The 21336-nt window shown below is 71.2% G+C and carries 19 protein-coding genes; 4 read left to right on the top strand and 15 right to left on the bottom strand.

Annotated features, from left to right (window positions below; all coding sequences use genetic code 11):
- Nucleotides 1–71: 71 nt before the first annotated feature.
- From ACZ7EC_RS16330 to ACZ7EC_RS16300, 7 genes are all read right to left on the bottom strand, one after another.
- Entirely contained in the window at nt 72–596 is a 525-nt protein-coding gene (locus tag ACZ7EC_RS16330) for a GNAT family N-acetyltransferase (RefSeq protein WP_471063038.1), read from the bottom strand.
- 16 nt (nt 597–612) lie between these two features.
- Nucleotides 613–1263, bottom strand: a complete 651-nt coding sequence (locus ACZ7EC_RS16325; RefSeq protein ID WP_471063036.1) for a UdgX family uracil-DNA binding protein — start codon at nt 1261–1263, stop codon at nt 613–615.
- A gap of 61 nt (nt 1264–1324) precedes the next feature.
- Nucleotides 1325–2488, bottom strand: coding sequence for an aminofutalosine synthase MqnE (gene mqnE, locus ACZ7EC_RS16320; protein WP_471063035.1), 1164 nt, complete (start codon nt 2486–2488; stop codon nt 1325–1327).
- Nucleotides 2489–2526: 38 nt separating this feature from the next.
- A complete protein-coding gene (locus ACZ7EC_RS16315) occupies nt 2527–2982 on the bottom strand; it encodes an Lrp/AsnC family transcriptional regulator (RefSeq protein WP_397984626.1) in 456 nt (151 codons plus the stop codon).
- Between the two features lie 109 nt (nt 2983–3091).
- Nucleotides 3092–3739: a UbiX family flavin prenyltransferase gene (locus ACZ7EC_RS16310; protein WP_471063608.1), complete on the bottom strand. Its 648-nt coding sequence runs from the start codon at nt 3737–3739 to the stop codon at nt 3092–3094.
- 97 nt (nt 3740–3836) lie between these two features.
- Entirely contained in the window at nt 3837–4739 is a 903-nt protein-coding gene (mqnP, locus tag ACZ7EC_RS16305) for a menaquinone biosynthesis prenyltransferase MqnP (RefSeq protein ID WP_471063033.1), read from the bottom strand.
- Nucleotides 4736–6187, bottom strand: a complete 1452-nt coding sequence (locus tag ACZ7EC_RS16300) for a menaquinone biosynthesis decarboxylase (RefSeq protein ID WP_471063031.1) — start codon at nt 6185–6187, stop codon at nt 4736–4738. Before ACZ7EC_RS16300 ends, mqnP begins: the two co-directional genes overlap by 4 nt.
- A 227-nt stretch (nt 6188–6414) precedes the next feature.
- Between ACZ7EC_RS16300 and ACZ7EC_RS16295 the strand changes: the two genes are divergently transcribed.
- The 3 genes from ACZ7EC_RS16295 to ACZ7EC_RS16285 all read left to right on the top strand — a co-directional run bounded on the left by ACZ7EC_RS16295 (nt 6415) and on the right by ACZ7EC_RS16285 (nt 11585).
- Nucleotides 6415–7821 (top strand): condensation domain-containing protein, encoded by a 1407-nt coding sequence (locus tag ACZ7EC_RS16295; protein ID WP_471063029.1) that lies wholly within the window; start codon nt 6415–6417, stop codon nt 7819–7821.
- A gap of 105 nt (nt 7822–7926) precedes the next feature.
- Nucleotides 7927–10011 carry a hypothetical protein gene (locus tag ACZ7EC_RS16290; protein WP_471063027.1) on the top strand — a complete coding sequence of 695 codons (2085 nt, stop codon included), beginning with the start codon at nt 7927–7929 and terminating at the stop codon, nt 10009–10011.
- An 11-nt stretch (nt 10012–10022) separates the two neighbouring features.
- Nucleotides 10023–11585, top strand: coding sequence for an ABC transporter substrate-binding protein (locus tag ACZ7EC_RS16285; protein ID WP_471063025.1), 1563 nt, complete (start codon nt 10023–10025; stop codon nt 11583–11585).
- 13 nt (nt 11586–11598) lie between these two features.
- Here ACZ7EC_RS16285 and ACZ7EC_RS16280 read toward each other — a convergent pair whose 3' ends face one another.
- The 8 genes from ACZ7EC_RS16280 to hemL all read right to left on the bottom strand — a co-directional run bounded on the left by ACZ7EC_RS16280 (nt 11599) and on the right by hemL (nt 19786).
- Nucleotides 11599–12015, bottom strand: coding sequence for an SRPBCC family protein (locus ACZ7EC_RS16280; protein WP_471063023.1), 417 nt, complete (start codon nt 12013–12015; stop codon nt 11599–11601).
- 25 nt (nt 12016–12040) lie between these two features.
- Nucleotides 12041–13138 carry a c-type cytochrome biogenesis protein CcsB gene (gene ccsB / locus ACZ7EC_RS16275; RefSeq protein ID WP_471063021.1) on the bottom strand — a complete coding sequence of 366 codons (1098 nt, stop codon included), beginning with the start codon at nt 13136–13138 and terminating at the stop codon, nt 12041–12043.
- Entirely contained in the window at nt 13135–14847 is a 1713-nt protein-coding gene (gene resB, locus ACZ7EC_RS16270) for a cytochrome c biogenesis protein ResB (RefSeq protein WP_471063019.1), read from the bottom strand. Before resB ends, ccsB begins: the two co-directional genes overlap by 4 nt.
- Before the next feature lie 3 nt (nt 14848–14850).
- Nucleotides 14851–15612, bottom strand: a complete 762-nt coding sequence (locus ACZ7EC_RS16265) for a cytochrome c biogenesis CcdA family protein (protein WP_471063017.1) — start codon at nt 15610–15612, stop codon at nt 14851–14853.
- A gap of 1 nt (nt 15613) precedes the next feature.
- A complete protein-coding gene (locus ACZ7EC_RS16260) occupies nt 15614–16204 on the bottom strand; it encodes a TlpA family protein disulfide reductase (protein ID WP_471063015.1) in 591 nt (196 codons plus the stop codon).
- Nucleotides 16205–16321: 117 nt separating this feature from the next.
- The gene (locus ACZ7EC_RS16255; protein ID WP_471063013.1) at nt 16322–17572 is read right to left on the bottom strand and encodes a polysaccharide deacetylase family protein; all 1251 of its coding nucleotides are present in this window, start codon (nt 17570–17572) and stop codon (nt 16322–16324) included.
- Nucleotides 17573–17768: 196 nt separating this feature from the next.
- Nucleotides 17769–18416: a histidine phosphatase family protein gene (locus ACZ7EC_RS16250; protein ID WP_471063606.1), complete on the bottom strand. Its 648-nt coding sequence runs from the start codon at nt 18414–18416 to the stop codon at nt 17769–17771.
- A gap of 53 nt (nt 18417–18469) precedes the next feature.
- On the bottom strand, nt 18470–19786 hold the full coding sequence (gene hemL / locus ACZ7EC_RS16245; protein WP_471063604.1) for a glutamate-1-semialdehyde 2,1-aminomutase: 1317 nt from the start codon (nt 19784–19786) through the stop codon (nt 18470–18472).
- A gap of 1094 nt (nt 19787–20880) precedes the next feature.
- Between hemL and ACZ7EC_RS16240 the strand changes: the two genes are divergently transcribed.
- Nucleotides 20881–21318: a hypothetical protein gene (locus ACZ7EC_RS16240; protein WP_471063011.1), complete on the top strand. Its 438-nt coding sequence runs from the start codon at nt 20881–20883 to the stop codon at nt 21316–21318.
- Nucleotides 21319–21336 lie beyond the last annotated feature (18 nt).

The following is a 21336-nucleotide window of genomic DNA, read 5'->3' as shown; positions in this document are numbered from 1 at the left end:
CCAAAAGGGGTCATCGTCCAGTGAAGCACGCCTCATGGGCGATCATGCAGCGGGGTCGGCGGGCCGGGCGGTCACCCGAGCGGCAGCAGCATGAAGATCTCGTCGCGGTCGTCGCCGGGGGCGACGCGGACGGCACCGGGGACGCGGCCGACCTCCTTGTAGCCGCAGGAGCCGTAGAACCGCTCCAGCCCGTGGCCGCCCCGGCAGGACAGGCGGATCGCCTCGATGCCCTCGCTCGCGCGGGCCGCGTCCTCGGCGGCGGCCAGCAGAGCGCGGCCGTACCCCTTGCCCTGGTGGCGGGGGTGGACCATGACGGAGTACAGCGAGAGCCAGTGGGCGGCCAGGTGCTGCGGGTTCCCGGTGAGGAACGCGGCGGCGAGGATTCCGCCGCGCTCGTCCTGGCCGACGAGGAGCCGGGTACGGCCCTCGGCCATGTGGACGAGATGACGCACCAGCTCGGGCCGTATCTCCTCCCGGTCCACGGGAGCGACGAAGCCGACGGCACCGCCGGCGTTCGTCACGTCCGCCCAGAGATCGAGGAGGCCGTCGCGCAGGGCGGGGGTGAGGGGCGGTTCCAGGGTGAAAGTAAGGGCCACCGGGGCAGTGTAATCATTACCCCAGGGTGCGGGCGGCGACTTTCAGATCGGCGAGGAAGCCCTGGTAGGCGGCGTCGCGGTCGTCGGCGCGCAGCACGGACGACGGGTGGACGGTGGGGAGCAGGCGCTCGGGGCGGCCGTGGACGTCCCGCTCGACGACGGTGCCGCGGACCTGGCCGACCCGGAAGCCGGAGCCGAGGAGCGCCTTGCCCGCGGTGGCACCGAGGACGATGATCAGCTCGGGCTCCACGAGCGCGAGTTCCCGCGCGAGCCAGGGGGCGCAGGCGGTCATCTCCCTGAGGCTGGGGGCGCGGTGGATCCGCCGCTTGCGGGGCTCGGTCTGCGCGAACTTGAAGTGCTTGACCGCGTTGGTGACGTACGCCTGCGCCGGGTCGATGCCCGCCTCTTCGAGCGCCTTGTGCAGCAGGTGCCCGGCCGGCCCCACGAAGGGCCTGCCCTGCCGGTCCTCCTGGTCACCGGGCTGCTCCCCCACGAGCATCACCCGTGCGCCCTCGTCGCCCTCCCCGAACACCGTCTGCGTGGCGGGCCCGTGCAACGGACACCCCCGGCACCCGGCCGCCGCCTCCCGCAACACCCTGAGCCCCCCACGAGCCGGCACGAAGGGGGCGGCGGTGTAGGCGTCCTCGGGGGCGGGATCGGGGGTCATGCCCGCCGAGTACCCGGGCGGGCGGGGCGTCGAACGGCGGGGCCCCGCCCGCCCGGCCGGGTCAGAGGCGCATCGGCTGGGGGGAGTCCCGGCGGGTGGGGTCGGCGGCGGGGTACTCGCGGATGATCTCGTAGCGCGTGTTGCGCTCCACGGGGCGGAAGCCGGCGTCGCGGATCAGGTCCAGGAGGTCCTCGCGGGTCAGCTTGTTCGGGGTGCCGTAGTTGTCCGCGTCGTGGGTGATCTTGTACTCCACCACCGAGCCGTCCATGTCGTCCGCGCCGTGCTGGAGGGCCAGCTGCGCGGTCTGGACGCCGTGCATGACCCAGAACACCTTCACGTGCGGGACGTTGTCGAACAGCAGCCGGGAGACCGCGAAGGTCTTCAGCGCCTCCGCGCCCGTCGCCATCGTCGTCCGCGCCTGGAGCCGGTTGCGGACCTTGCCGTCCTTCATGTCCACGAAGTCGTGCTGGTAACGCAGCGGGATGAAGACCTGGAAGCCGCCGGTCTCGTCCTGGAGCTCGCGCAGGCGCAGGACGTGGTCCACCCGGTGGCGCGGCTCCTCGATGTGGCCGTACAGCATCGTGGCCGGGGTCTTCAGACCCTTCTCGTGCGCCAGCCGGTGGATCCGGGACCAGTCCTCCCAGTGCGTCCTGTGGTCCACGATGTGCTGGCGGACCTCCCAGTCGAAGATCTCCGCGCCGCCGCCGGTCAGCGACTCCAGCCCCGCGTCGATCAGCTCGTCCAGGATCTCGGAGGCCGTGAGACCGGAGATCGTCTCGAAGTGGTGGATCTCCGTCGCCGTGAACGCCTTGAGCGAGACGTTCGGCAGGGCCGCCTTCAGCTCGCGCAGCGACCGGGGGTAGTAGCGCCAGGGCAGGTTCGGGTGCAGGCCGTTGACGATGTGCAGCTCGGTGAGGTTCTCCGACTCCATCGCCTTCGCGAGCTTCACGGCCTCCTCGATCCGCATCGTGTACGCGTCCTTCTCCCCCGGCTTGCGCTGGAAGGAGCAGTACGCGCAGGAGGCCGTGCACACGTTCGTCATGTTCAGGTGCCGGTTGACGTTGAAGTGCACGACGTCGCCGTTCTTGCGCGTCCGCACCTCGTGCGCCAGACCGCCGAGCCAGGCCAGATCGTCCGACTCGTACAGCGCGATGCCGTCCTCGCGGGTCAGCCGCTCACCGGAGCGGACCTTCTCCTCCAGCGCGCGCTTGAGCCCGACGTCCATGCCAACACCTTTCTACGACAGCTCGGCCTACGGTATCCCTAGACCTCTTCGGGCAGTTCCCCGACCCGGTTCTCCCACTTCGTGGACAGCACGATGGTGGTACGGGTGCGCGAGACGCCCTTGGTCCCGCTGAGCCGGCGGATGATCCGCTCCAGGCCGTCCACGTCGGTCGCGCGCGCCTTGAGCATGAAGGAGTCGTCGCCGGCGATGAACCAGCAGTCCTCGATCTCCTTGAGGTCCCGCAGCCGCTGCGCCACGTCCTCGTGGTCGGCCGCGTCGGAGAGCGAGATGCCGATCAGAGCGGTGACGCCGAGGCCGAGGGAGGCCGCGTCGACCGTGGCGCGGTAGCCGGTGATCACACCGGCCGCCTCCAGCCGGTTGATGCGGTCGGTGACGCTGGGTCCCGACAGTCCGACGAGGCGCCCCAGCTCCGCGTAGGAGGCCCGGCCGTTCTCCCTCAGGGCCTGGATGAGCTGCCTGTCCACCGCGTCCATGCGATCGAAGCCTTCCGCTGAAGAGTTCTCGAGTGATGAGGGGTAGAGCGCTACTGCTGGGTGGTGCCGATGCCGGGTGCTGCCGCTGCCGAGTGCTGCCGGGTGCCGCTCACTGCCCGCTGCCGCCGCCCAGCTCACCCCGCCAGCGCCGGTACAGCCCGTGCGGGACGCCCGCCGCGTCCAGCACCCGCCCGGCGACGAAGTCCACCAGGTCCTGGATGTGCGTGGCACCCGCGTAGAAGGCGGGCGAGGCGGGGACGACCGAGGCGCCGGCGTCGTCCAGGGCGACGAGGTGGCGCAGGGTCTGGCCGTTCAGCGGGGTCTCCCGTACGGCGACGACGAGCCTCCGGCGCTCCTTCAGGGTGACGCTCGCCGTCCGCTGGAGCAGATCCTTGGACAGCCCCAGCGCGACCCCCGCCACACAGGCCGTGGAGGCGGGCACGATGAGCATGCCCTTCGCCGGGTACGACCCCGAGGACGGGCCCGCCGCGAGGTCGCCCGCGCTCCAGTACCGCACCCCGCTGACGTCCGTGTCGAAGGTCCCCGGCTTGCCGTCGGCGCCACGGGCCAGCCATTCCCGCAGGTCGTCCTGCCAGTGGGCGTCCCGGAACGAGATCCCCGTCTCGTCCAGCAGCGTCAGCCGGGAGGCCCGGCTGACCACCAGGTCCACGGCCTCCCCCGCCGCCAGCAAAGCGCGCAGCACGGCAGCCGCATACGGCGTCCCGGAAGCACCGGACACCCCCACGATCCAAGGCACGCGCCGCGTTTCTCCTGCGTTCACACCTTGAGCGTACCGGCGTGCCCGGCCGGGACCGGGCCGGGTGGGGGGCAAGCGGGGGGCGGGGACACCCGGTTCAGACGGTCAGGCCCCGCACCAGCAGGTCCAGCAGGGCACACACGAAAAGGGCGATCCCGATGAAACCGTTGACGCTGAAGAAGGCCCGGTTGAGCCGGGACAGGTCGTGCGGGCGCACGATCCGGTGCTCGTACAGGAACGCGCCGGCCACGATCACCAGGCCGAGCCAGAAGAAGACGCCCGCGTGGGTGGCGAGGGCGTACCAGACGAACAGCGCGGTGGTGACCGTGTGGCAGGCGCGGGCGCCCCGGATGGCGGCCGGGATGCCGAAGCGGGCCGGGACCGACTTCACTCCGATGGCGCGGTCGGTCTCCACGTCCTGGCAGGCGTAGATCAGGTCGAAGCCGCCGATCCAGACGCCGACGGCGAGGCCCAGGATCACCGCGTCCCAGGACCAGCTGCCGGAGATCGCCAGCCAGCCGCCGATGGGGCCCATGGCCTGGGCGATGCCCAGGATGGCCTGCGGGAAGTTCGTGAACCGCTTCCCGTAGGGGTAGACCACCATCGGGATCACCGCGAGGGGCGCGAGGGCCAGGCAGAGCGGGTTCAGGAGCGCCGCGGCGCCCAGGAAGACCACCAGCGCGACCAGCGCGCCGGTCCAGGCGTGCCGTACCGACATCGCGCCGGTCACCAGCTCGCGGTGGGCCGTGCGCGGGTTGCGGGCGTCGATCTCCCGGTCGATGATCCGGTTCACGGCCATCGCGAAGGTGCGCAGGCCGACCATGCAGACGGTGACCAGGAGCAGCCGGACCCAGTGGATGTTCCCGTCCAGCTCGTACATCGCCGTCAGGGCGGCGATGTAGGCGAAGGGGAGCGCGAAGACCGAGTGCTCGATCATCACCAGGCGCAGGAAGGCGCGCGTGCGGCCCGGCCGCGGGATCGTCGGGGCAGCGGTGCTCACAGTCCGTATTCCTTCCAGCGGCGGTCGACCAGGGCCGCCGTATCCGGGTCCGACAGGACCATCTCCGGCCACCCGCCGTCGCGCGTGTAGCCCTCCTCCGGCCATTTCCGGGTGGCGTCGATCCCGGCCTTGCCGCCCCAGAACTGCTGGTAGGAGGCGTGGTCGAGGTGGTCGACGGGGCCTTCCACGACCGTGAGGTCACGGGCGTAGTCGGTGTTGCCGAGGGCGCGCCAGGCGACCTCGTGCAGATCGTGGACGTCGCAGTCGGCGTCCACGACCACGATCAGCTTGGTGAGGGACATCATGTGCGCCCCCCAGACGGCGTGCATGACCTTCTGCGCGTGCTTCGGGTACTTCTTGTCGATCGAGACGATCGCGCAGTTGTGGAAGCCGCCGGCCTCGGGCAGGTGGTAGTCCACGATGTCCGGGATGATGATCTTCAGCAGGGGGAGGAAGAAGCGTTCCGTGGCGCGGCCGAGCGGGCCGTCCTCCGTGGGGGGCCGTCCCACCACGATCGACTGGAGCAGCGGGCGCTTGCGCATCGTCACGCAGTCGATCTTCAGCGCGGGGAACGGCTCCCGGGGGGTGTAGAAGCCGGTGTGGTCGCCGAAGGGGCCCTCGGGCAGCATCTCGCCCGGCTCCAGCCAGCCCTCCAGGACGACCTCGGCGTGGGCGGGGACCTGGAGCGGGACGGTCTTGCAGTCGACCATCTCGATCCGCTTGCCCGCGATGAACCCGGCGAACAGGTACTCGTCGATGTCGCCGGGCAGCGGCGCGGTGGAGGCGTAGGTGACGGCCGGGGGGCAGCCGAAGGCGATGGCCACGGGCAGCCGCTCGCCCCGGCGCGCGGCCACCTGGTAGTGGTTGCGGCTGTCCTTGTGGATCTGCCAGTGCATGCCGATGGTGCGCTTGTCGTGGCGCTGGAGGCGGTACAGGCCGAGGTTGCGGACGCCGCTCTCGGGGTCCTTGGTGTGGGTCAGGCCCAGGTTGAAGAAGGAGCCGCCGTCCTCGGGCCAGGTGAACAGCGCGGGGAGCCGGTCGAGGTCGACGTCGTCGCCGTGCAGCACGACCTCCTGCACGGGCGCTTCCTTGATCTTGCGCGGCGGCACGTGCGCCATCGCGCCCAGCTTGCCGAACGCCTCGCGCACGCCGACGAAGCCGTGCGGCAGCTCGGGGCGCAGCAGCCCGCCGATCTTCCCGGAGATCTCGTCGTACGACGTCAGGCCCAGCGCCTTCAGCAGGCGGCGGTCGGTGCCGAAGACGTTCATGGCCAGCGGCATCGCCGAGCCTTTGACGTTCTCGAACAGCAGCGCCGGGCCGCCGGACTTCTGCACCCGGTCGACGATCTCCCCGATTTCCAGGTAGGGGTCGACCTCGGCCTTGATGCGCTTGAGGTCTCCCTCGCGCTCCAGGGCCCGGAGCAGGGAGCGAAGATCGTCGTAAGCCATGCCTCCCAGTATCGGCCACCCGCCCCCCGGCCCCCGTCACCGGGCCCGGCCCTGGAGGAAGCGGGTGCACCCGTACCGCCATGGTCACTGTCCGTTAATCACTTCCCCGTTCGGCCTGCCACCCGTTCCGTTGAAATGGAACCGACGGGCATGTCTCCGCCGCCTCCCACGGCATTGCCTTGGAGGGGGGCCCTATTCAGCAGGGCCCCTTCTTCGATGGGAGACGCGTGCGAATCACTGACATCCAGCGCTGCGGGGTACGGCCGGGACGGCTCGTCGAGTGGACGCTGAGCCCGGCCACCGTGGCGGCGGCGACCCGGCTGCCGGAGGACTCCCGGCCGCCGGCCTACATCCAGGAGTCGCACATCCGGACCGCCAAGTGCGTACGGGACGACGGCCTGTTCGTGCCGACCTGGCTCGGCACCGCCTTCGACCTGCCGGGCCGGGCCGACCTCGACGCGCTCCAGGAGGCCCTGCGCTCCTGGACGCTGCGGCACGAGACGCTGCGCAGCGGCTTCCGCTGGGCCGGTGACGAACTGCGCCGGTTCACCCTCGACCCCGCCGATGTGTCCCTGCACCGGGAGGACGCCGGCGAGTTCACCGACGCGGACCGGCTCGTCGCCCATCTCCAGGACCGGTTCGACGCCGTCGCCGACGCCCTGCGCTGGCCGAACCTCATCTACACCGCCGTCGTCCGCGAGGACTCCACCAGCGTCTACATGGCCTTCGACCACAGCAATGTGGACGCCTACTCGCTGACCCGGATCGCCGCCGAGGTGCACGAGCTGTACACCGCGATCACGCAGGGGCGGCCGGCCGACTGTCCCGCGCCGGCCGCCAGTTACGTGGACTTCTGCGAGATCGAACGGGCCGACGCGGACCGGCTGGACGGCGGGCACGACATCGTGGCGCGCTGGCGGGAGTTCATCCGGCGCGGCGGCGGCACCCTGCCCGCCTTCCCGGTGGACCTCGGCCTCGCCCCCGGCGATCCGCTCCCCCGGCAGGCGATGCTGTGCGAGCCGCTCGCGGACGCGGAGGCGGCGGCCGCGTTCGAGGCGTACTGCCGGCCCTACGGCGGGGGCCTGGTCGGCGTGCTCGCGGCGACCGCGCTCAGCGTGCAGGAGCTGGGCGGGCAGTCGGTGTACCGGACGGTCGTCCCGTTCCACACCCGTGTGCGCTCGCGCTGGACCGACTCGGTGGGCTGGTACGTGGGCGGCGCCCCCATCGAGGTGCCGCTCACCGGCACCCGCGGCTTCCCGGACGTCCTGCGGGCCGTACGGGCGGAGCTGGGCGCGGCCCGCAAGCTGGCCCGGATGCCGCTGGCGCGGGTCCTCGCGCTGCTCGGCGCGGACTTCCGGCCCACCTCGCCCGACCTGTACTCGATCGTCTCCTACGTCGACACCCGCACGGTGCCCGGCGCCGACCGCTGGACGGACATGCGGGCGCACGCGCTGCTGCGGGTGTCGTACGGCGACCAGGTGTGCGTCTGGGTGAACCGGCAGCACGAGGGGCTGTGGCTGGCCAGCCGCTACCCGGACACCGACGTCGCCGCGAAGAACATGCGGCTGTACGTGGAGCGGCTGCGGGACCACATCGCCTCGGTGGGCCCCGGCCGGCTCTCCGCGGTCTCGTGAGCGCAGCGCGGTGCCGTGCGCACACATCGTTACCCAACCGGGCACCACTGGCCCTGGCACCGAGCAACTTCCCCTTCTTACACTGCTGTTGAGGGGGGAGATGTGGTGCACACACGGTTGCACGGACGGGGGGCACTCTTCGACGCGGATCCGGCCGGCCTGGCGCCACGCCTGGTGGGGCTGGTCCCCGGACACCACCGCGCCCATCCGCCGGAACACCCGGACGGGCCTCCGTTCGTGGTGCTCACCGGCGCTCGGGGGCTGGGCAAGAGCGCGGTGCTGGGCGCGCTGCGGGACGCCTACCAGGGGCATACGCCGGTCGCGCTGATCGACTGCGCGGCGCGCCAGTTCGCCGAGCCGCCCGGCGGCCGGCCCGCCGAGTCCTGGTCGCCGACGGCCCAGGCGCTGCTGGTGATCGCCGAGCAGCTGGCCGAGCCGGTGACCGGCGCCGGGCGGATCACCTTCCCGCGCCTGATGTCGGGCCTGGTCGCGGTGGCCGCGGGCGGCTGGGGCGACGCCGACTCGGAGCGCATCCGCCGGGAGGTCGAACGGATCCTGCTGCTGAACGAACGGGGCGCGAAATTCGGCGCGTTCGCCGGCAAGTGGGCGGGCAAGGTCGCGGCGAAGGTGGTCGCGGCCGCCACCGGCGCGGGCCCGCTGGTCTCGGGCGCCATCGAGGCCACCCTGGAGTCCGTCGCCGAGGGGTTCACCGGGCACCGGCAGCAGAAGGCGTCCGAGTGGTACCGGTCGTACCCGAACGCGGGCGGCAACGCGCAGCGCGGGCTGATCCTGCTGTCCCAGCACTTCCGGGACGGCGACGGCTCGCGCGAGCACGCGGAGCGGTACCTGGTGCGGGCCCTGCTGACCGACCTCGGCGAGGCGTACACCGGGTTCATGGCGAAGATGCAGCGCCTGGGCCGCCCCCTGGTGCTGCTCGACAACGCCCAGACGACGCCGGGCCCGGAGCTGACCGCGGCCGTGCTGCGCGACCGCGCCGAGGGCACCGGCGACCGGGTGGTGTTCGTGGCCGCCCGGCGCGGCGAGGGCCGCGCGGAGCTGCCCGGCGCCCGGCGCAGGCAGCTCGCGGAGGTCGCCCGGCGCACCGACTGGGCACCGGACGCGTCCCCCTCCTCGCGGGCGCTGCTGGTCGCGCTGCCGCCGCTGAGCGCGGACGACACCCTGCACATCGTCGGCGCGCTCTGCTCGGACACCGCCGTGCCCGCCCATCTCCCGGCTGCCGCCCACCGGTTGACGGGCGGCAACCCGCTGGGCGTGGTGCTGCTCGCCGGGGCGGCCGCGCAGCACCTGCCCGAGGTGACCTCGCTGGGCGGACTGCTCACCGCGGAGTTCCGGCCCGCCGAGGACCGGCCGGGCTCACCCGTCCACCAGGCGCTGCTGGACCGGCTGGTGCCGGCCGCCTACCTGGAGGAGCTGACCGTGCTGGCCGCCGCCCACGACCACGGCTCGGCGTGCGCGCTGGCCGCGGCGCTGCTCCCGGACACCTTCGGACCCGCCGACGTACGGGCCCTGCAGACGCTGCTCGCCGAGGAGGGGCTGCCCGTCGTGCCGGGCCAGTTCGTCGGCGACCCGTTCGTGCGGACGCTGCTGCTGCTGCGGCTGCATCTGCGCGACGCGGACCACGCGTCGTGGCGCCGGGCGCACGAGACGCTGATCGCGCACTACGCGGAGCCGGAGCAGGCGCCCTACCGGCTCCACCACGAACTCGCCCTCGGCGACGCCGAGTCGGCGGTGGCGCGGCTGCGGGACGACTTCGCGGGCGCCGACATCCGGGGGTGGCTGCGCACGCTGCGCTTCCTCGCGGCCGCGCCCTACTTCCACGCGCACGACGCCGAGGGCCACGACTTCGGCGGGCGCGGCGACCGGCGGGCCGCGGTCGCGCTCGGGGTGACGGACACCGGGTATCCGCTGCCCGAGGGCGTGGACGCCGTACTGCACCTGCGGGTGCGGCGGTTGCTGCACGCGCTGTGGGAGCTGACCGATCCGCTGGTGCTGCCGGACCCGAAGGTGTGCGACCGGCTCCGCTTCGAGCTGGAACAGCTGTCCAATCTGCGCCCCGCCGCGGGCGCGCTGCTGTGGCGGGCCTCTCGGGACTGGCCGGCCGCCGCGCTGGCCGGGCGTCCGATCCAGGGCCCGGACGATCCTGAGCACGACGGTCGCGGGGAGGCCTGATGGCGGGGGGCATGGGGACCTGGGTTCGCGAGCATGTGTGGGAGATCCCGCTGCGCCGGTATCTCTCCCTGCTGCTGGCCGCGGTCCTGGTGGCGGGCGGGGTCTTCGCGGTGCGCACCCTGATGCACGACGACCGGCGGTGCGCGCCGGGGGTGTCCCGCCCCGCGGGCAGCGACGAGTGCGTGGGCGTGGCGACCGGGGTGTACGACTTCGGGCAACCCCGGTTCCGGCAGGTGGTGGAGGCGATCGGCCGGGAGAACAGGAGCCTGGGAAGCGGCCGTTACGTGACGGTGGCGCTGATGCTTCCGTTCACCTCCACCTCGCCGACCAATCTGAACGACATCGAGCACCAGCTCCAGGGCGCCTATCTCGCGCAGTACTCGGCCAATCACGACTCCAACGGGCAGTCCCCGCAGATCCGGCTGCTGCTCGCCAACTCGGGCACCGGCAAGGACAGCTGGCGGCCGACGGTGGACCAGCTGGAGGCGATGACCCGGAGCGCGGACCGGCTGCGGGCGGTGACCGGCATAGGGCAGAGCACCGACCCCAACCAGGCGGCCGTGGCGGCGCTGACCAGGCTCGGTATACCGGTGATCGGCTCCTCCATCACCGCCGACGAGCTGGCCAACGGGCAGCGCGGCAGGAAGCAGGACCCCTACCCCGGCCTCGCGCGGGTGGCGCCGACCAACACCGACGAGGCCCGCGCGCTCGCCTCCTACACCAAGGCCAGGGCGAGCCGGGCGAACGAGGACAAGGCCATGCTGGTCTACGACAAGCCGGGCGACCCGTACACGAACTCGCTCAAGCAGTCGTTCGCCACGCTGATGAACGGCTCGCCGTACCAGCCCGTCCTGGAGCAGCCGTTCACCCCGCCCGCCGACCGCAGCCAGGAGGGCACCACCGCGAACACCTTCCGGCAGATCACCAACATCGTGTGCGACACCCCGCGGGACACCCGCACGATCCTGTTCGCGGGGCGGCACACCCAGCTGCGGCAGTTCGTCAACGCGCTGGGCGACCGCGGCTGCATGGACCGCTCCTTCCAGGTCCTCACCGGCGACGAGGCCTCCTACCTCACCTACGAGAAGCAGCTGAACCGGGACGCCCTGCGGCACAACCTCACCGTGCTGTTCACCTCCCTCGCCCACCCGGACGCCTGGCTGAGGAACCCCCCGAGGACGGGCGGCTCCACGGCCGACTACCAGAAGCTCCAGGGGCTGCTGAAGACCGCCGCGCACAAGCCGGCCGGACCGATCGGCCAGGTCGCGCTGGACGACGGCCAGCTGATCATCGGGTACGACGCGGTGCAGCTCGCGGTGCACGGCATCCGCGAGGCCGTGCCGGAGGGGCGCAGCATCCCGACCCTCCCGGACGTCGGCCTCCAGTGGCCGCAGGTCAAGGGCTCGCTGAAGGTGCCCGGGGCGAGCGGCTGGATCTGCCTGGACGAGCACGGCAACCCGTACGACAAGGCCGTCCCGATCGTGCGCCTGACCCCGGAGGGCGACTCGCAGTTCGTGCAGCTGGCCTGGCCGGAGGGGAAGCCGCCGGGCAAGGACTGCCTGCCGCCCGCGTGAGGGCCGGCTCCGGCTACGTCCGGGACGCCGCCCCCAACGCGACGATCAGTTGTTCGAATCTATGGCGCCAGTCCGTGTCCGAGGGGCCCTCGTCCTGGAACTCGTGGGTGAAGCGCAGCACGCACTCCGCCGTGCCGTCCCGCTCCAGGTGGAACCGCAGCCGACCGCCGCCGCCCTCGTCCAGGGTGTACTCGGCGACCCGGTCCACGTCCCAGGCGGTGACCCGGCCCGAGCCCAGGCCCCGCAGGGAGACCGCGCCGTCCAGACGCGGTTCGAGTACGCCGACGGCGGTGCACCACGCCCCGAGTCCCTCGGGGGTGGCCACCGCCGCCCAGACGTCTTCCATGGCCCTCGGGAGGCGCACCAGGAAGTGGAGTATGTGCGTGTTCCCGTGGGTCTGACTGGTGCCCTGTGCGATGGAACCGCTCATGACTCCAGTGTGGGCGAGCCTTCGCTCACACGCCCGCGTAGGAGTGCTTGCCGGTGACGAAGATGTTCACGCCGTAGAAGTTGAACAGCCAGCAGGCGAACGCGATCATCGCCAGGTAGGCGGCCTTGCGGCCCTTCCAGCCGGCCGTGGCGCGGGCGTGCAGGTAGCAGGCGTAGGCGACCCAGGTGATGAAGGACCAGGTCTCCTTCGGGTCCCAGTTCCAGTAGCGGCCCCAGGCGTCACCCGCCCAGATCGCGCCCGCGATGATCGTGAACGTCCACAGCGGGAAGACGGCCGCGTTGACCCGGTAGGCGAACTTGTCCAGGGAGGCCGAGGCGGGCAGCCGCTCCAGCACCGAGGTGGCGAAGGAGCCCGGCTTGATCCCGGCCTCCAGCTTGTTCTCGTACGAGTCCTTGAACAGGTACAGGATGGTGGCGACCGCGCCGACGTAGAACACCGCGCCGCAGAAGATCGCGGTGGAGACGTGGATGTACAGCCAGTACGAGTGCAGGGCCGGGACCAGCTGGTCACTGGCCGTGTAGAGCACGGTCACGGCGAGGCCGAGGAGCAGCAGCACCGTGGTGGTCAGGAACAGGCCCAGCCAGCGCACGTTCTTCTTCAGCGCCAGCAGCACCAGGTACAGGCCCACGGCCACCGTGGTGAAGGTGATGCTGAACTCGTACATGTTGCCCCAGGGCGCCCGCCGCACCGAGGCCGCGCGGGCGACCACACCGGCGAGCTGCACCAGGAAGGCCAGCACGGTCAGCGAGACCGCGATCCGGCCGTACATGTCGCCCTGGACGTCCCCGCCGTGGGCGCCGGGCCCGTCCGGCACGTCACGGGCGCCGGCCGCCGCGCGCACGACGACCTGCGGGCGCTCCAGTACGGCGGTGCCGCCGGCCTTCTTGACGGTGACGGCCGGGCCGGAGCGCTGCTTGCCCTCGGCGGTGAGCGCGTTGGCCGTCCGGGCCACCTTGCTCCGGCTGCCGAAGATCCACTCGGCGATATAGGCGAGGAAGGCCAGCGTGTACACGGTCATCGCGGAGTAGATGAGCGTGTTGCTCATGCTCGCGAGATGCTCGTTGGTCGCTGTGGCCAGCTCTGTTGCGGCGGCGAGAGTCACTTCTCAGCCCCTTCGGCAGATACGACGTGAGGGTCGGGGGAGGTTGCGGGGGCGTCGTCCGGGTCCGGAGCCCCCGGCGCCTGGTCGTAGAGGATCCCGGCGAGATCGCCCAGCTCCTCCGGCAGCTTGGCGGACTCGCTGCGGCCGAGCCCGGCCATCTCGACCACGGTCACACCGTCGGCACCGCGCACCGCCCGCACCCACACGCGGCGGCGCTGGATGAACAGGGACGCGGCCAGACCGAAGATCGCGGCGAGCGCGCCGGTCAGGGCCCAGACGCTGCCCGGCTCCTGGACGATCTCGAAACCGGCCCACTGCTTCACGTCCTTGTCGAACGTGATGGAGCCGGCGCCGTTCGGCAGCTGCATGGAGTCGCCGGGCTTGAGCAGCTTCTTCAGCAGCTGGCCCTTGCCGTCCTTGAACGCCTTCATGTGGCTCGTGTCGAGCTGGTAGACGCTCTGCGGGATGCCCGCGTCCACGCCCAGGTCACCGTGGTAGGCGTTGACCGCGAGCAGCGGGTTCAGCAGCGCCGGGAACTGCGACATCATCGTGCCGGACTTCGGGTCGAAGGTCGGCACGAAGAACGCCTGGAAGCCGAGCTGCTCGCTCTTGCCCTGCGGGTTCCGGTAGCCGTCCATCACCTTGACGACACCGTTGGAGGTGACGTTGCCGTCCAGCGGCAGCAGCGGCACCGCGTCGTGGTAGACGACGTCGCCCTTGCCGTCGCGGACCGTGACGACCGGGGCGTAGCCGTGGCTGACGAGGTAGACCTTGGAGTCGCCGATGTGCAGTGGCTGGTTGACCTTGATCGTGGTCGCCTTGCGCTTGCCGTACGCGCCGACGCTGTAGTCGATCTCCGCCTGGAAGGTGCGGGGCGTGCCCCGGTTGGGGCCGCTGGTCTCGTAGGTGCCGGTGAACTTCTTCAGGTCGAAGCTGAACGGCACCAGGTCGTCGCTCTGGAACAGGCTGCCCGACTTCATGTCGTCGTACATCGGCAGCGCGTTGGAGAAACCGTCGCCCTCCACCATCAGCTTGGTGCCGTCCGACTTGTACATCTGGCCCCAGGCGAAGGAGACCAGGAGCACGATCAGGGCGATGTGGAAGACCAGGTTGCCCAGTTCCCGCAGATAGCCCTTCTCGGCGGCGACCGCGTCACCCTCGGCGTGGGCACGGAAGCGGCGCCGCTTCAGCAGCCTGAGCGCGGCCTCGCGGACCTCCTCGGGCTCCGCCGTGGTACGCCACGTCGTGTACGCGGGCAGCCGGGTCAGCCGCTTGGGCGCGCCCGGCGGCCGGCCGCGCAGCTGCCCGATGAACTGCCAGGCGCGCGGCACGATGCAGCCGATGAGGGAGATGAACAGCAGGATGTAGATCGCGGAGAACCACACCGAGCTGTAGACGTGGAAGAGGCCGAGCCTGTCGTAGACCGGCGCGAGCGTCTTGTGCGCCTTCTGGAAGTCGGCGACCTTGTTGATGTCGGCGCCGGACTGCGGGATCAGCGAGCCGGGGATGGCGGCCAGCGACAGCAGCAGGAGCAGCAGCAGCGCGACCCGCATGGAGGTCAGCTGCCGCCAGAACCAGCGGATCCAGCCGACCACGCCCATGGCGGGCACGGCGGACAGCGACTCCTCGCGGGGTGCCGTGGACAGCTGGGACCCGGCGGCGCCGAGCCCCTCCTGGTCCTGGCCCTGGTCGGTTTCGGTCTTGCTCATCGATCAGATCCCCACAGTGAAGCCGGTGGACCAGGTCTGCATCTGCTGGACCAGGCTGTCCCAGGCGCCGGTCAGCAGCAGCACACCGGTCGCGATCATCATCGTGCCGCCGATGCGCATCACCCACACATAGTGGCGTTTGACCCAGCCGAACGCGCCGAGCGCCTTGCGGAAGGCCACGGCCGCCAGCACGAAGGGCACGCCGAGGCCCAGGCAGTAGGCGACCATCAGGACGGCTCCGCGCACCGCGCTCGACTCCGACATCGCCAGCATGTTCACCGAGGCGAGGGTCGGGCCGATGCAGGGCGTCCAGCCGATCCCGAACAGCGCGCCCACTATCGGCGCGCCGAGCAGCCCGGTCGAGGGCCGCTTGTGGAAGCGGAACTCCCGCTGGGTGAACCAGGGCATCAGGCCCATGAAGAACACACCCATGAGGATCATGAAGACGCCGAGCACCTTGGAGAGCGTGTCCTTGTGCTCCTGGAGGGTCCAGCCGAACTGGCCGAACAGCGCCCCGCCGGAGACGAACACGGCGCTGAAGCCGAGCACGAACAGGGCGGCGCCGGCCACCATGCGCCCGCGCCGGGCGTCGGCCAGGTCGGTGCCGACGACCCCGGTGACGTAGGAGAGGTAGCCCGGCACCAGCGGCAGGACGCAGGGCGAGAAGAAGGAGACGAGCCCGCCGAGCAGGGCGACGGGGAGGGCGACCAGCAGCGCTCCGTGGAGCACCGTCTGGTTCGCGGCCAGCGTCACGGTCGTACCCACGTCACTTCTCCGCGAGGACCGGCTTGAGCATCTTCAGCAGGGAGGTGTCGTCCAGCGCCTCCAGGGCTCGCGCGGCGACCCGTCCGTGCCGGTCGATGACGAGCGTGGAGGGGATCAGCTGGGGGTTCAGCGTGCCCTTCTTGAAGCGCAGCATGAGCTTGCCCGTGGGGTCGTACAGGTTCGGGTAGGTGATCCCGTGCGCCTTCTCGAAGTTGACCGCGGACGTCGTGCTGCTGTCGCGGGTGTTGACCCCGACGAACTGCACGCCCTTGCCCTGGTACGCCTTGGACACCTTGGCGAAGTACTGGGCCTCTTCGCGGCAGGGGCCGCACCAGGAGCCCCAGAAGTTCACGACGACGACCTTGCCCTTGTAGTCGGCCACGTCCGCCGTCTTGCCGTCGATGGTCGCCCCGGACAGGTCCGGGGCGGCGATGCGCTTGCTCACCGGCACGGTGGAGATGCCGTTGTTGCCGGTGACGAAGTTGGTGTTGCCGCCGCCGCCCGAGACGCCTCCCTTACCGCACGCGGTAAGGGACAGGGCCGCGGTGACGGCCACAGCGCTGAGCAGGACGACGCGGCTACGGGTACTCATGTGAAAAGTTTCGCATGTCGCCCCCCGCGTTCTCGCGCACCCCCCTGCGGGGCGGAAAACCGCATTTCAGGAGCTATTTACACGGGACATTCCGGGCGGCTGGCGGCGGGTGGCGACTCAGGCCATGAACGTCTTCCAGCCACCCGTGGGCTGGTGCCCGACGTCCAGCGTGCGCAGCTTCGCGAGCACCTCGGGCTTCTGGACGTCGATCCAGTCCGTGAACTCCTTGAAGGAGACCAGCCGCACGTCGGCGCCCTTGTCCCGCTGGGCCGCGATGTGCTTGAAGGCCTCCTCGACGGAGTCCATGTAGATGCCGCCGTTCCACTGCTCGAAGTGGTTGCCGATGAAGAACGGCGCCCGGTTGGTCTCGTAGGCCCGCTGGAAGCCGGCGATGTACGCCGCCGCGGACTGCTTGCGCCAGCCGGGGTAGTTGTAGGCGGGCGCCTTGGTGGAGTTCACGGACTGGTTGGCGAGCATGTTGTAGTCCATGGACAGCACCTCGAAGCTGCGGCCGGGGAACGGCACGGCCTGGAGCGGGTAGTCCCAGATCCCCTGCCGCTTCACCGGCCACACCTGGCGGCCGCCCGGCGAGGAGGCGTCGTAGCGCCAGCCCAGCTCGCGGGCGGTGGGCAGCAGGTTGTCCTGGCCCAGCAGGCAGGGGGTGCGGCCGCCGGCCAGCTCCTTGTCGTAGTCGAAGGGGAGCGCGGGCAGGTCGTGCCAGCCGGTGTTGGTCTTCCACTCCTTGACGAAGGACTTCGCCTGCTCGATCTCACTCTTCCACTGCTGTGGCGTCCACCACTTCACCGAGCCGTGCGTCTCGCCGCAGAAATGCCCGTTGAAGTGGGTGCCTATCTCGTGGCCCTCCAGCCACGCCCGGTGGACGTTGGTGAGGGTGGCCTTGATGTGCTCGTCGGTGAGGTAGCCGATGGCGGAGGCGCCGCGCGGGTTGTTCGGGGGCTCGTACATCCGCTTCTTCGACTCGGGCAGCAGGTAGAGGCCCGAGAGGAAGAAGGTCATGTGCGCGCCGTGCTCCTTGGCGAGGTCCAGGAAGCGCGGGAAGAGGCCGTTGCCGACCTCGCCGGCGCCGTCCCAGGAGAAGACGACGAACTGCGGCGGGGTCTGGCCCGGCTCCAGCGGCTCGGGCTTCGCGGAGCGGCCCGGCTGCTTGCCGGTGAAGGAGGTGGAGCCGTCGCCGATCAGCTTGGCCGGCCGGTCCTGGCCGCCCTGCGCCTGACGGGAACCGCCCGCCTGCCCGTCACCGTCCGAGGACTTGAGGCTTCCGCAGCCGGCCAGGGTGGCGGCGGCGGCCGCACCCGCGCCGAGGCCGAGCATTCCCCGGCGGGAGAGGTTCCGGGTGACGGTACGCATGAAAGATCCCCGATTCGTCGCGCGTGCTGGTGGTCACCCAGTCAGAGGGCGCGACGATCGGGGAGGTTCCGTTAATTAGTATGTTTTTCGCAATAGTCCCGGCAAAAGTGGTCTAAGCGACTTTTAACGGGCCGTCAGGTGACGGGGCATCGACCGGGGCCGGTGGGCCGGGCCGGGGCCTGCGGGCCGGGGCCCGTCAGGCGCCGAACGCCTTCCCGCCGCCCTTCTGCGGCTGGGCGCCGGCCCGCAGGTGCGCGGGGACGAGATCGATGGCGGGCTCGCTGTAGCCGACGGACACGATCTTGTCGCCGAGGTAGGTGAAGCTCGTCAGCGACGCGAGGGTGCACTGCCGCTTGCGCGGATCGTGCCACAGCCGCCGCCGCTCCACGTACGACCGGACGATCCACACCGGCAGCTGATGGCTGACCAGCACCGCCTCGTGCCCGCGCGCCTGGTCCTTGGCCGCGTTCAGCGCGCCCATCATCCGCACGACCTGGTCCACGTACGGCTCGCCCCAGGACGGCCGGAACGGGTTGACCAGGTGCTTCCAGTTCCCCGGCCGCTGGAGCGCGCCGTCGCCCACGCCGAAGGTCTTGCCCTGGAACACGTTCTCGGCCTCGATGAGCCGCTCGTCCGTGTCCAGGTCGAGACCGTGCGCCTTGGCGATCGGGGCGGCGGTCTCCTGCGCCCGCTCCAGCGGGGAGGCGCAGACATAGGTGATGTCGCGCGGGGCGAGGTGCTCCGCGACCCGGTCGGCCATCCTCCGGCCCAGCTCCGAGAGGTGGTAGCCGGGCAGCCGCCCGTACAGCACGCCCTCGGGGTTCTCCACCTCCCCGTGCCGCATGAGATGGACGACCGTGACGTCCTTGGCGCTGCCGCTCACACTGTTCCCGATGGTCACGCGGTGGCCTCCGCAGCCGCACGGGCCGCCGCCGGAAGGGCGTCGGCGATCTTCTCGAGGGCCCGCTCGTCGTGGGCCGTGGACACGAACCAGGACTCGAAGGACGACGGCGGCAGGTAGACGCCGTTCGACAGCATCGAGTGGAAGAACGCGGTGAAGCGGTACGACTCCTGCCGCTTGGCGTCCTCGTAGTTGCGCACCTGCCGGTCGGTGAAGAACACCGAGAACATGTTGGACGCGTTCTGCAGCCGGTGCGCCACGCCCTCCTTGCTCAGCGCCTCGGTGACCAGCGACTGGAGCTGCGCGGAGACCGCGTTCACGGTGCCGTACGCCGCCTCGTCGAGCAGCCGCAGCTGGGCGACGCCCGCGGCGGTGGCGACGGGGTTCCCGGAGAGGGTGCCGGCCTGGTACACGGGCCCGGCGGGCGCGAGGTACGCCATCACGTCCGCGCGTCCCCCGAACGCGGCGGCGGGGAAGCCGCCGCCCATCACCTTCCCGAAGGTCATCAGGTCGGGCTTGACCCCGTCGACGCCGTACCAGCCCGCGCGGCTGGTGCGGAAGCCGGTCATCACCTCGTCGGAGATGTAGAGGGCGCCGTTCTTGTGGCAGGCGTCCCTGAGGCCCTGGTTGAAACCGGGGGCCGGCGGCACGACGCCCATGTTGCCGGGCGAGGCCTCGGTGATCACGCAGGCGATTTCGCCGGGGTGGCGGTGGAACGCCTCCTGCACGGCTTCGAGGTCGTTGTACGGCAGCACGATCGTGTCACTCGCCTGGGCACCGGTGACGCCGGGCGTGTCGGGCAGCGCGAAGGTGGCGACGCCGGAGCCGGCGGCGGCCAGCAGGGCGTCCACATGGCCGTGGTAGCAGCCGGCGAACTTGATCACCTTGGTCCGCCCGGTGAACCCGCGGGCCAGCCGGATGGCGCTCATGGTCGCCTCGGTCCCGCTGCTGACCAGCCGGACCTGCTCCACGGGCTCGATCCGGGCGACGATCTCCTCGGCGAGCGCGACCTCGCCCTCGCCGGGCGTGCCGAAGCTCGTACCGCGGGCGACGGCGTCCTGGACGGCGGCGATGACCTCGGGGTGCGAGTGCCCGAGGATCATCGGACCCCAGGAGCACACCAGGTCGACGTACTCCCGTCCGTCGGCGTCGGTGAGGTAGGGGCCGTTGCCGGACACCATGAAACGGGGTGTGCCGCCGACGGCGCCGAAGGCGCGCACCGGGGAGTTCACGCCCCCCGGCGTGACCAGGGAGGCACGGTCGAAAAGTGCCTGCGAGACAGGCGCTTCGTAGGGATAGGGCGTTTCGCTCAGTGCACTCATGACGTGCGGCTTCTCCGGCTTCTCGGACTCCGGTTGCGGGGTGACCTCCTCAGGGTAGGCCGCCCGCCGGGAACGACGGCGGCCCGCCCGCGGTTCCGCGCCGCCGCGGTCCGCCATCTGCGAGACTGAGACCTGACACACACAGCTCCTGGGCACGGAAGGATCAGGGACCGGGCGGATCCCCGTGGACTGTTGTTCCACCGCACGTTTCGGCGGGCGGCCGTGGGGGAGGTCACTGACACGATGATCGGGTTGCGCGGCGGGGGCCACGCGTCCTAGAAAAGCAGTCGGGTGGAGATATGCATCGCGGTGGCGGACTGGGCGAGGGGACCGATGACCTCGGTCCTCGACGTGCCCGGCGGGGAAGGCACCGGCGCGAAGCGGAGGACACGACCGAAGCACGTAGAACACAGGGTGCACCGGGTGAGCCCGAACGGTACGACCGGCAAGGCGAACGCCTGCACGACCAGCAGGCCGAGCGAACCGCCGACAGAGCGAAGGACTTCCCGCGGGAGACACGCGGAGAACGCCCGGCGGAGTTCCCGAGCGAGGTGTGCGCCGAGCGGCCGATGGATCTCCCGAGGGACGCGCGGGGTGAACGGCCGGCGGACTTTCCGCGGGACGCCCCGAGAGACCTTCGGGGAGATGTACGCGGGGACGCTCAGGGCGACGTCCGGGGCGAGGTCCGCGGTGACTTCCGTGGGGACGCCCGCGGGGACTTTCGGGGGAACCTCTGGGGGCGGCTCCGGGGAGAGCGGCCGTACGGTCCCGCGCGCAACCCGGACGCTCCGGCGGACCTTCCGCGAGACGTGCCGCCGACTCCTGCCGCGGGCCTCCCACGAGAGGTGCCGCCGACTCCTCCCACGGGCCGGTCGGAGTTCGTCCGGGATGCTCCGTCGACCTCTCCTTCGACGCCGCCCACGGCGCCTCCCCCGGTCCACTCGGACTTCCCCCGCGAGCTGTCCCCGGACCTCCCCCCGGACTCTCCGGCGGAGCGGCACTCCGGCCGCTCCGGCGGCCGTCGGCGTGCCCCCCGCGCCGATCGCGCCGGCACCCTCGGGACGGGGAGCGGGAGTGGTGGCCGGGTGGGGGTGACGTACAAGTACTTCGGCGCACCGGACGGCGCGACCGCGGCCCGCGTCCCCATCTCGATGCGCCCCGAGGAACTCGGCGGCGACGAGCTGGGCATGAACGGCATGTTCACCAAGATCAAGCCGGAGACGATGGCCGCGATGGTCCTGACCGGCATCGAGGGCATCCCCCTGCACAAGGTCCCACCCCTCGAACTGGTCGTCCTGCACCCCGACTACGCGGTCGTCAGACTCCCGATGACCGTGGTCGACCCCCTGCGCGGCATCGGCGAGGAAGCCGTCGGCGCCGCGGCCTTCATCTGGTCCACGGTCCCGGACCGGGGCGGCCCGCGGGACGCGTTCAACGTGTACCGACTCCTCCACGAATGGCAGGACTTCAGCCACCGGCTGCACGAGGCGGGGCATCAGGCGTACTGCCTGGTTTGGCCCTGAGCCAAGGTCTCGTAGGGC

Source organism: Streptomyces sp. NPDC037203, from assembly GCF_055605065.1.
Note: the sequence above shows the minus strand (reverse complement) of the source record. Positions and strands in the feature narration are given on the sequence as shown.

Excerpts from the sequence above, each read along its gene's own strand:
- ACZ7EC_RS16300 (WP_471063031.1), bottom strand. The coding sequence starts at position 6,187 with ATGGCTTACGACGATCTTCGCTCCCTGCTCCGGGCCCTGGAGCGCGAG.
- ACZ7EC_RS16315 (WP_397984626.1), bottom strand. The coding sequence starts at position 2,982 with ATGGACGCGGTGGACAGGCAGCTCATCCAGGCCCTGAGGGAGAACGGC.
- ACZ7EC_RS16250 (WP_471063606.1), bottom strand. The coding sequence starts at position 18,416 with ATGCGGCACGGGGAGGTGGAGAACCCCGAGGGCGTGCTGTACGGGCGG.
- ACZ7EC_RS16325 (WP_471063036.1), bottom strand. The coding sequence starts at position 1,263 with ATGACCCCCGATCCCGCCCCCGAGGACGCCTACACCGCCGCCCCCTTC.
- ACZ7EC_RS16280 (WP_471063023.1), bottom strand. The coding sequence starts at position 12,015 with ATGAGCGGTTCCATCGCACAGGGCACCAGTCAGACCCACGGGAACACG.
- ACZ7EC_RS16260 (WP_471063015.1), bottom strand. The coding sequence starts at position 16,204 with ATGAGTACCCGTAGCCGCGTCGTCCTGCTCAGCGCTGTGGCCGTCACC.
- ACZ7EC_RS16285 (WP_471063025.1), top strand. The coding sequence starts at position 10,023 with ATGGGGACCTGGGTTCGCGAGCATGTGTGGGAGATCCCGCTGCGCCGG.
- resB (WP_471063019.1), bottom strand. The coding sequence starts at position 14,847 with ATGAGCAAGACCGAAACCGACCAGGGCCAGGACCAGGAGGGGCTCGGC.
- ACZ7EC_RS16255 (WP_471063013.1), bottom strand. The coding sequence starts at position 17,572 with ATGCGTACCGTCACCCGGAACCTCTCCCGCCGGGGAATGCTCGGCCTC.
- mqnE (WP_471063035.1), bottom strand. The coding sequence starts at position 2,488 with ATGGACGTCGGGCTCAAGCGCGCGCTGGAGGAGAAGGTCCGCTCCGGT.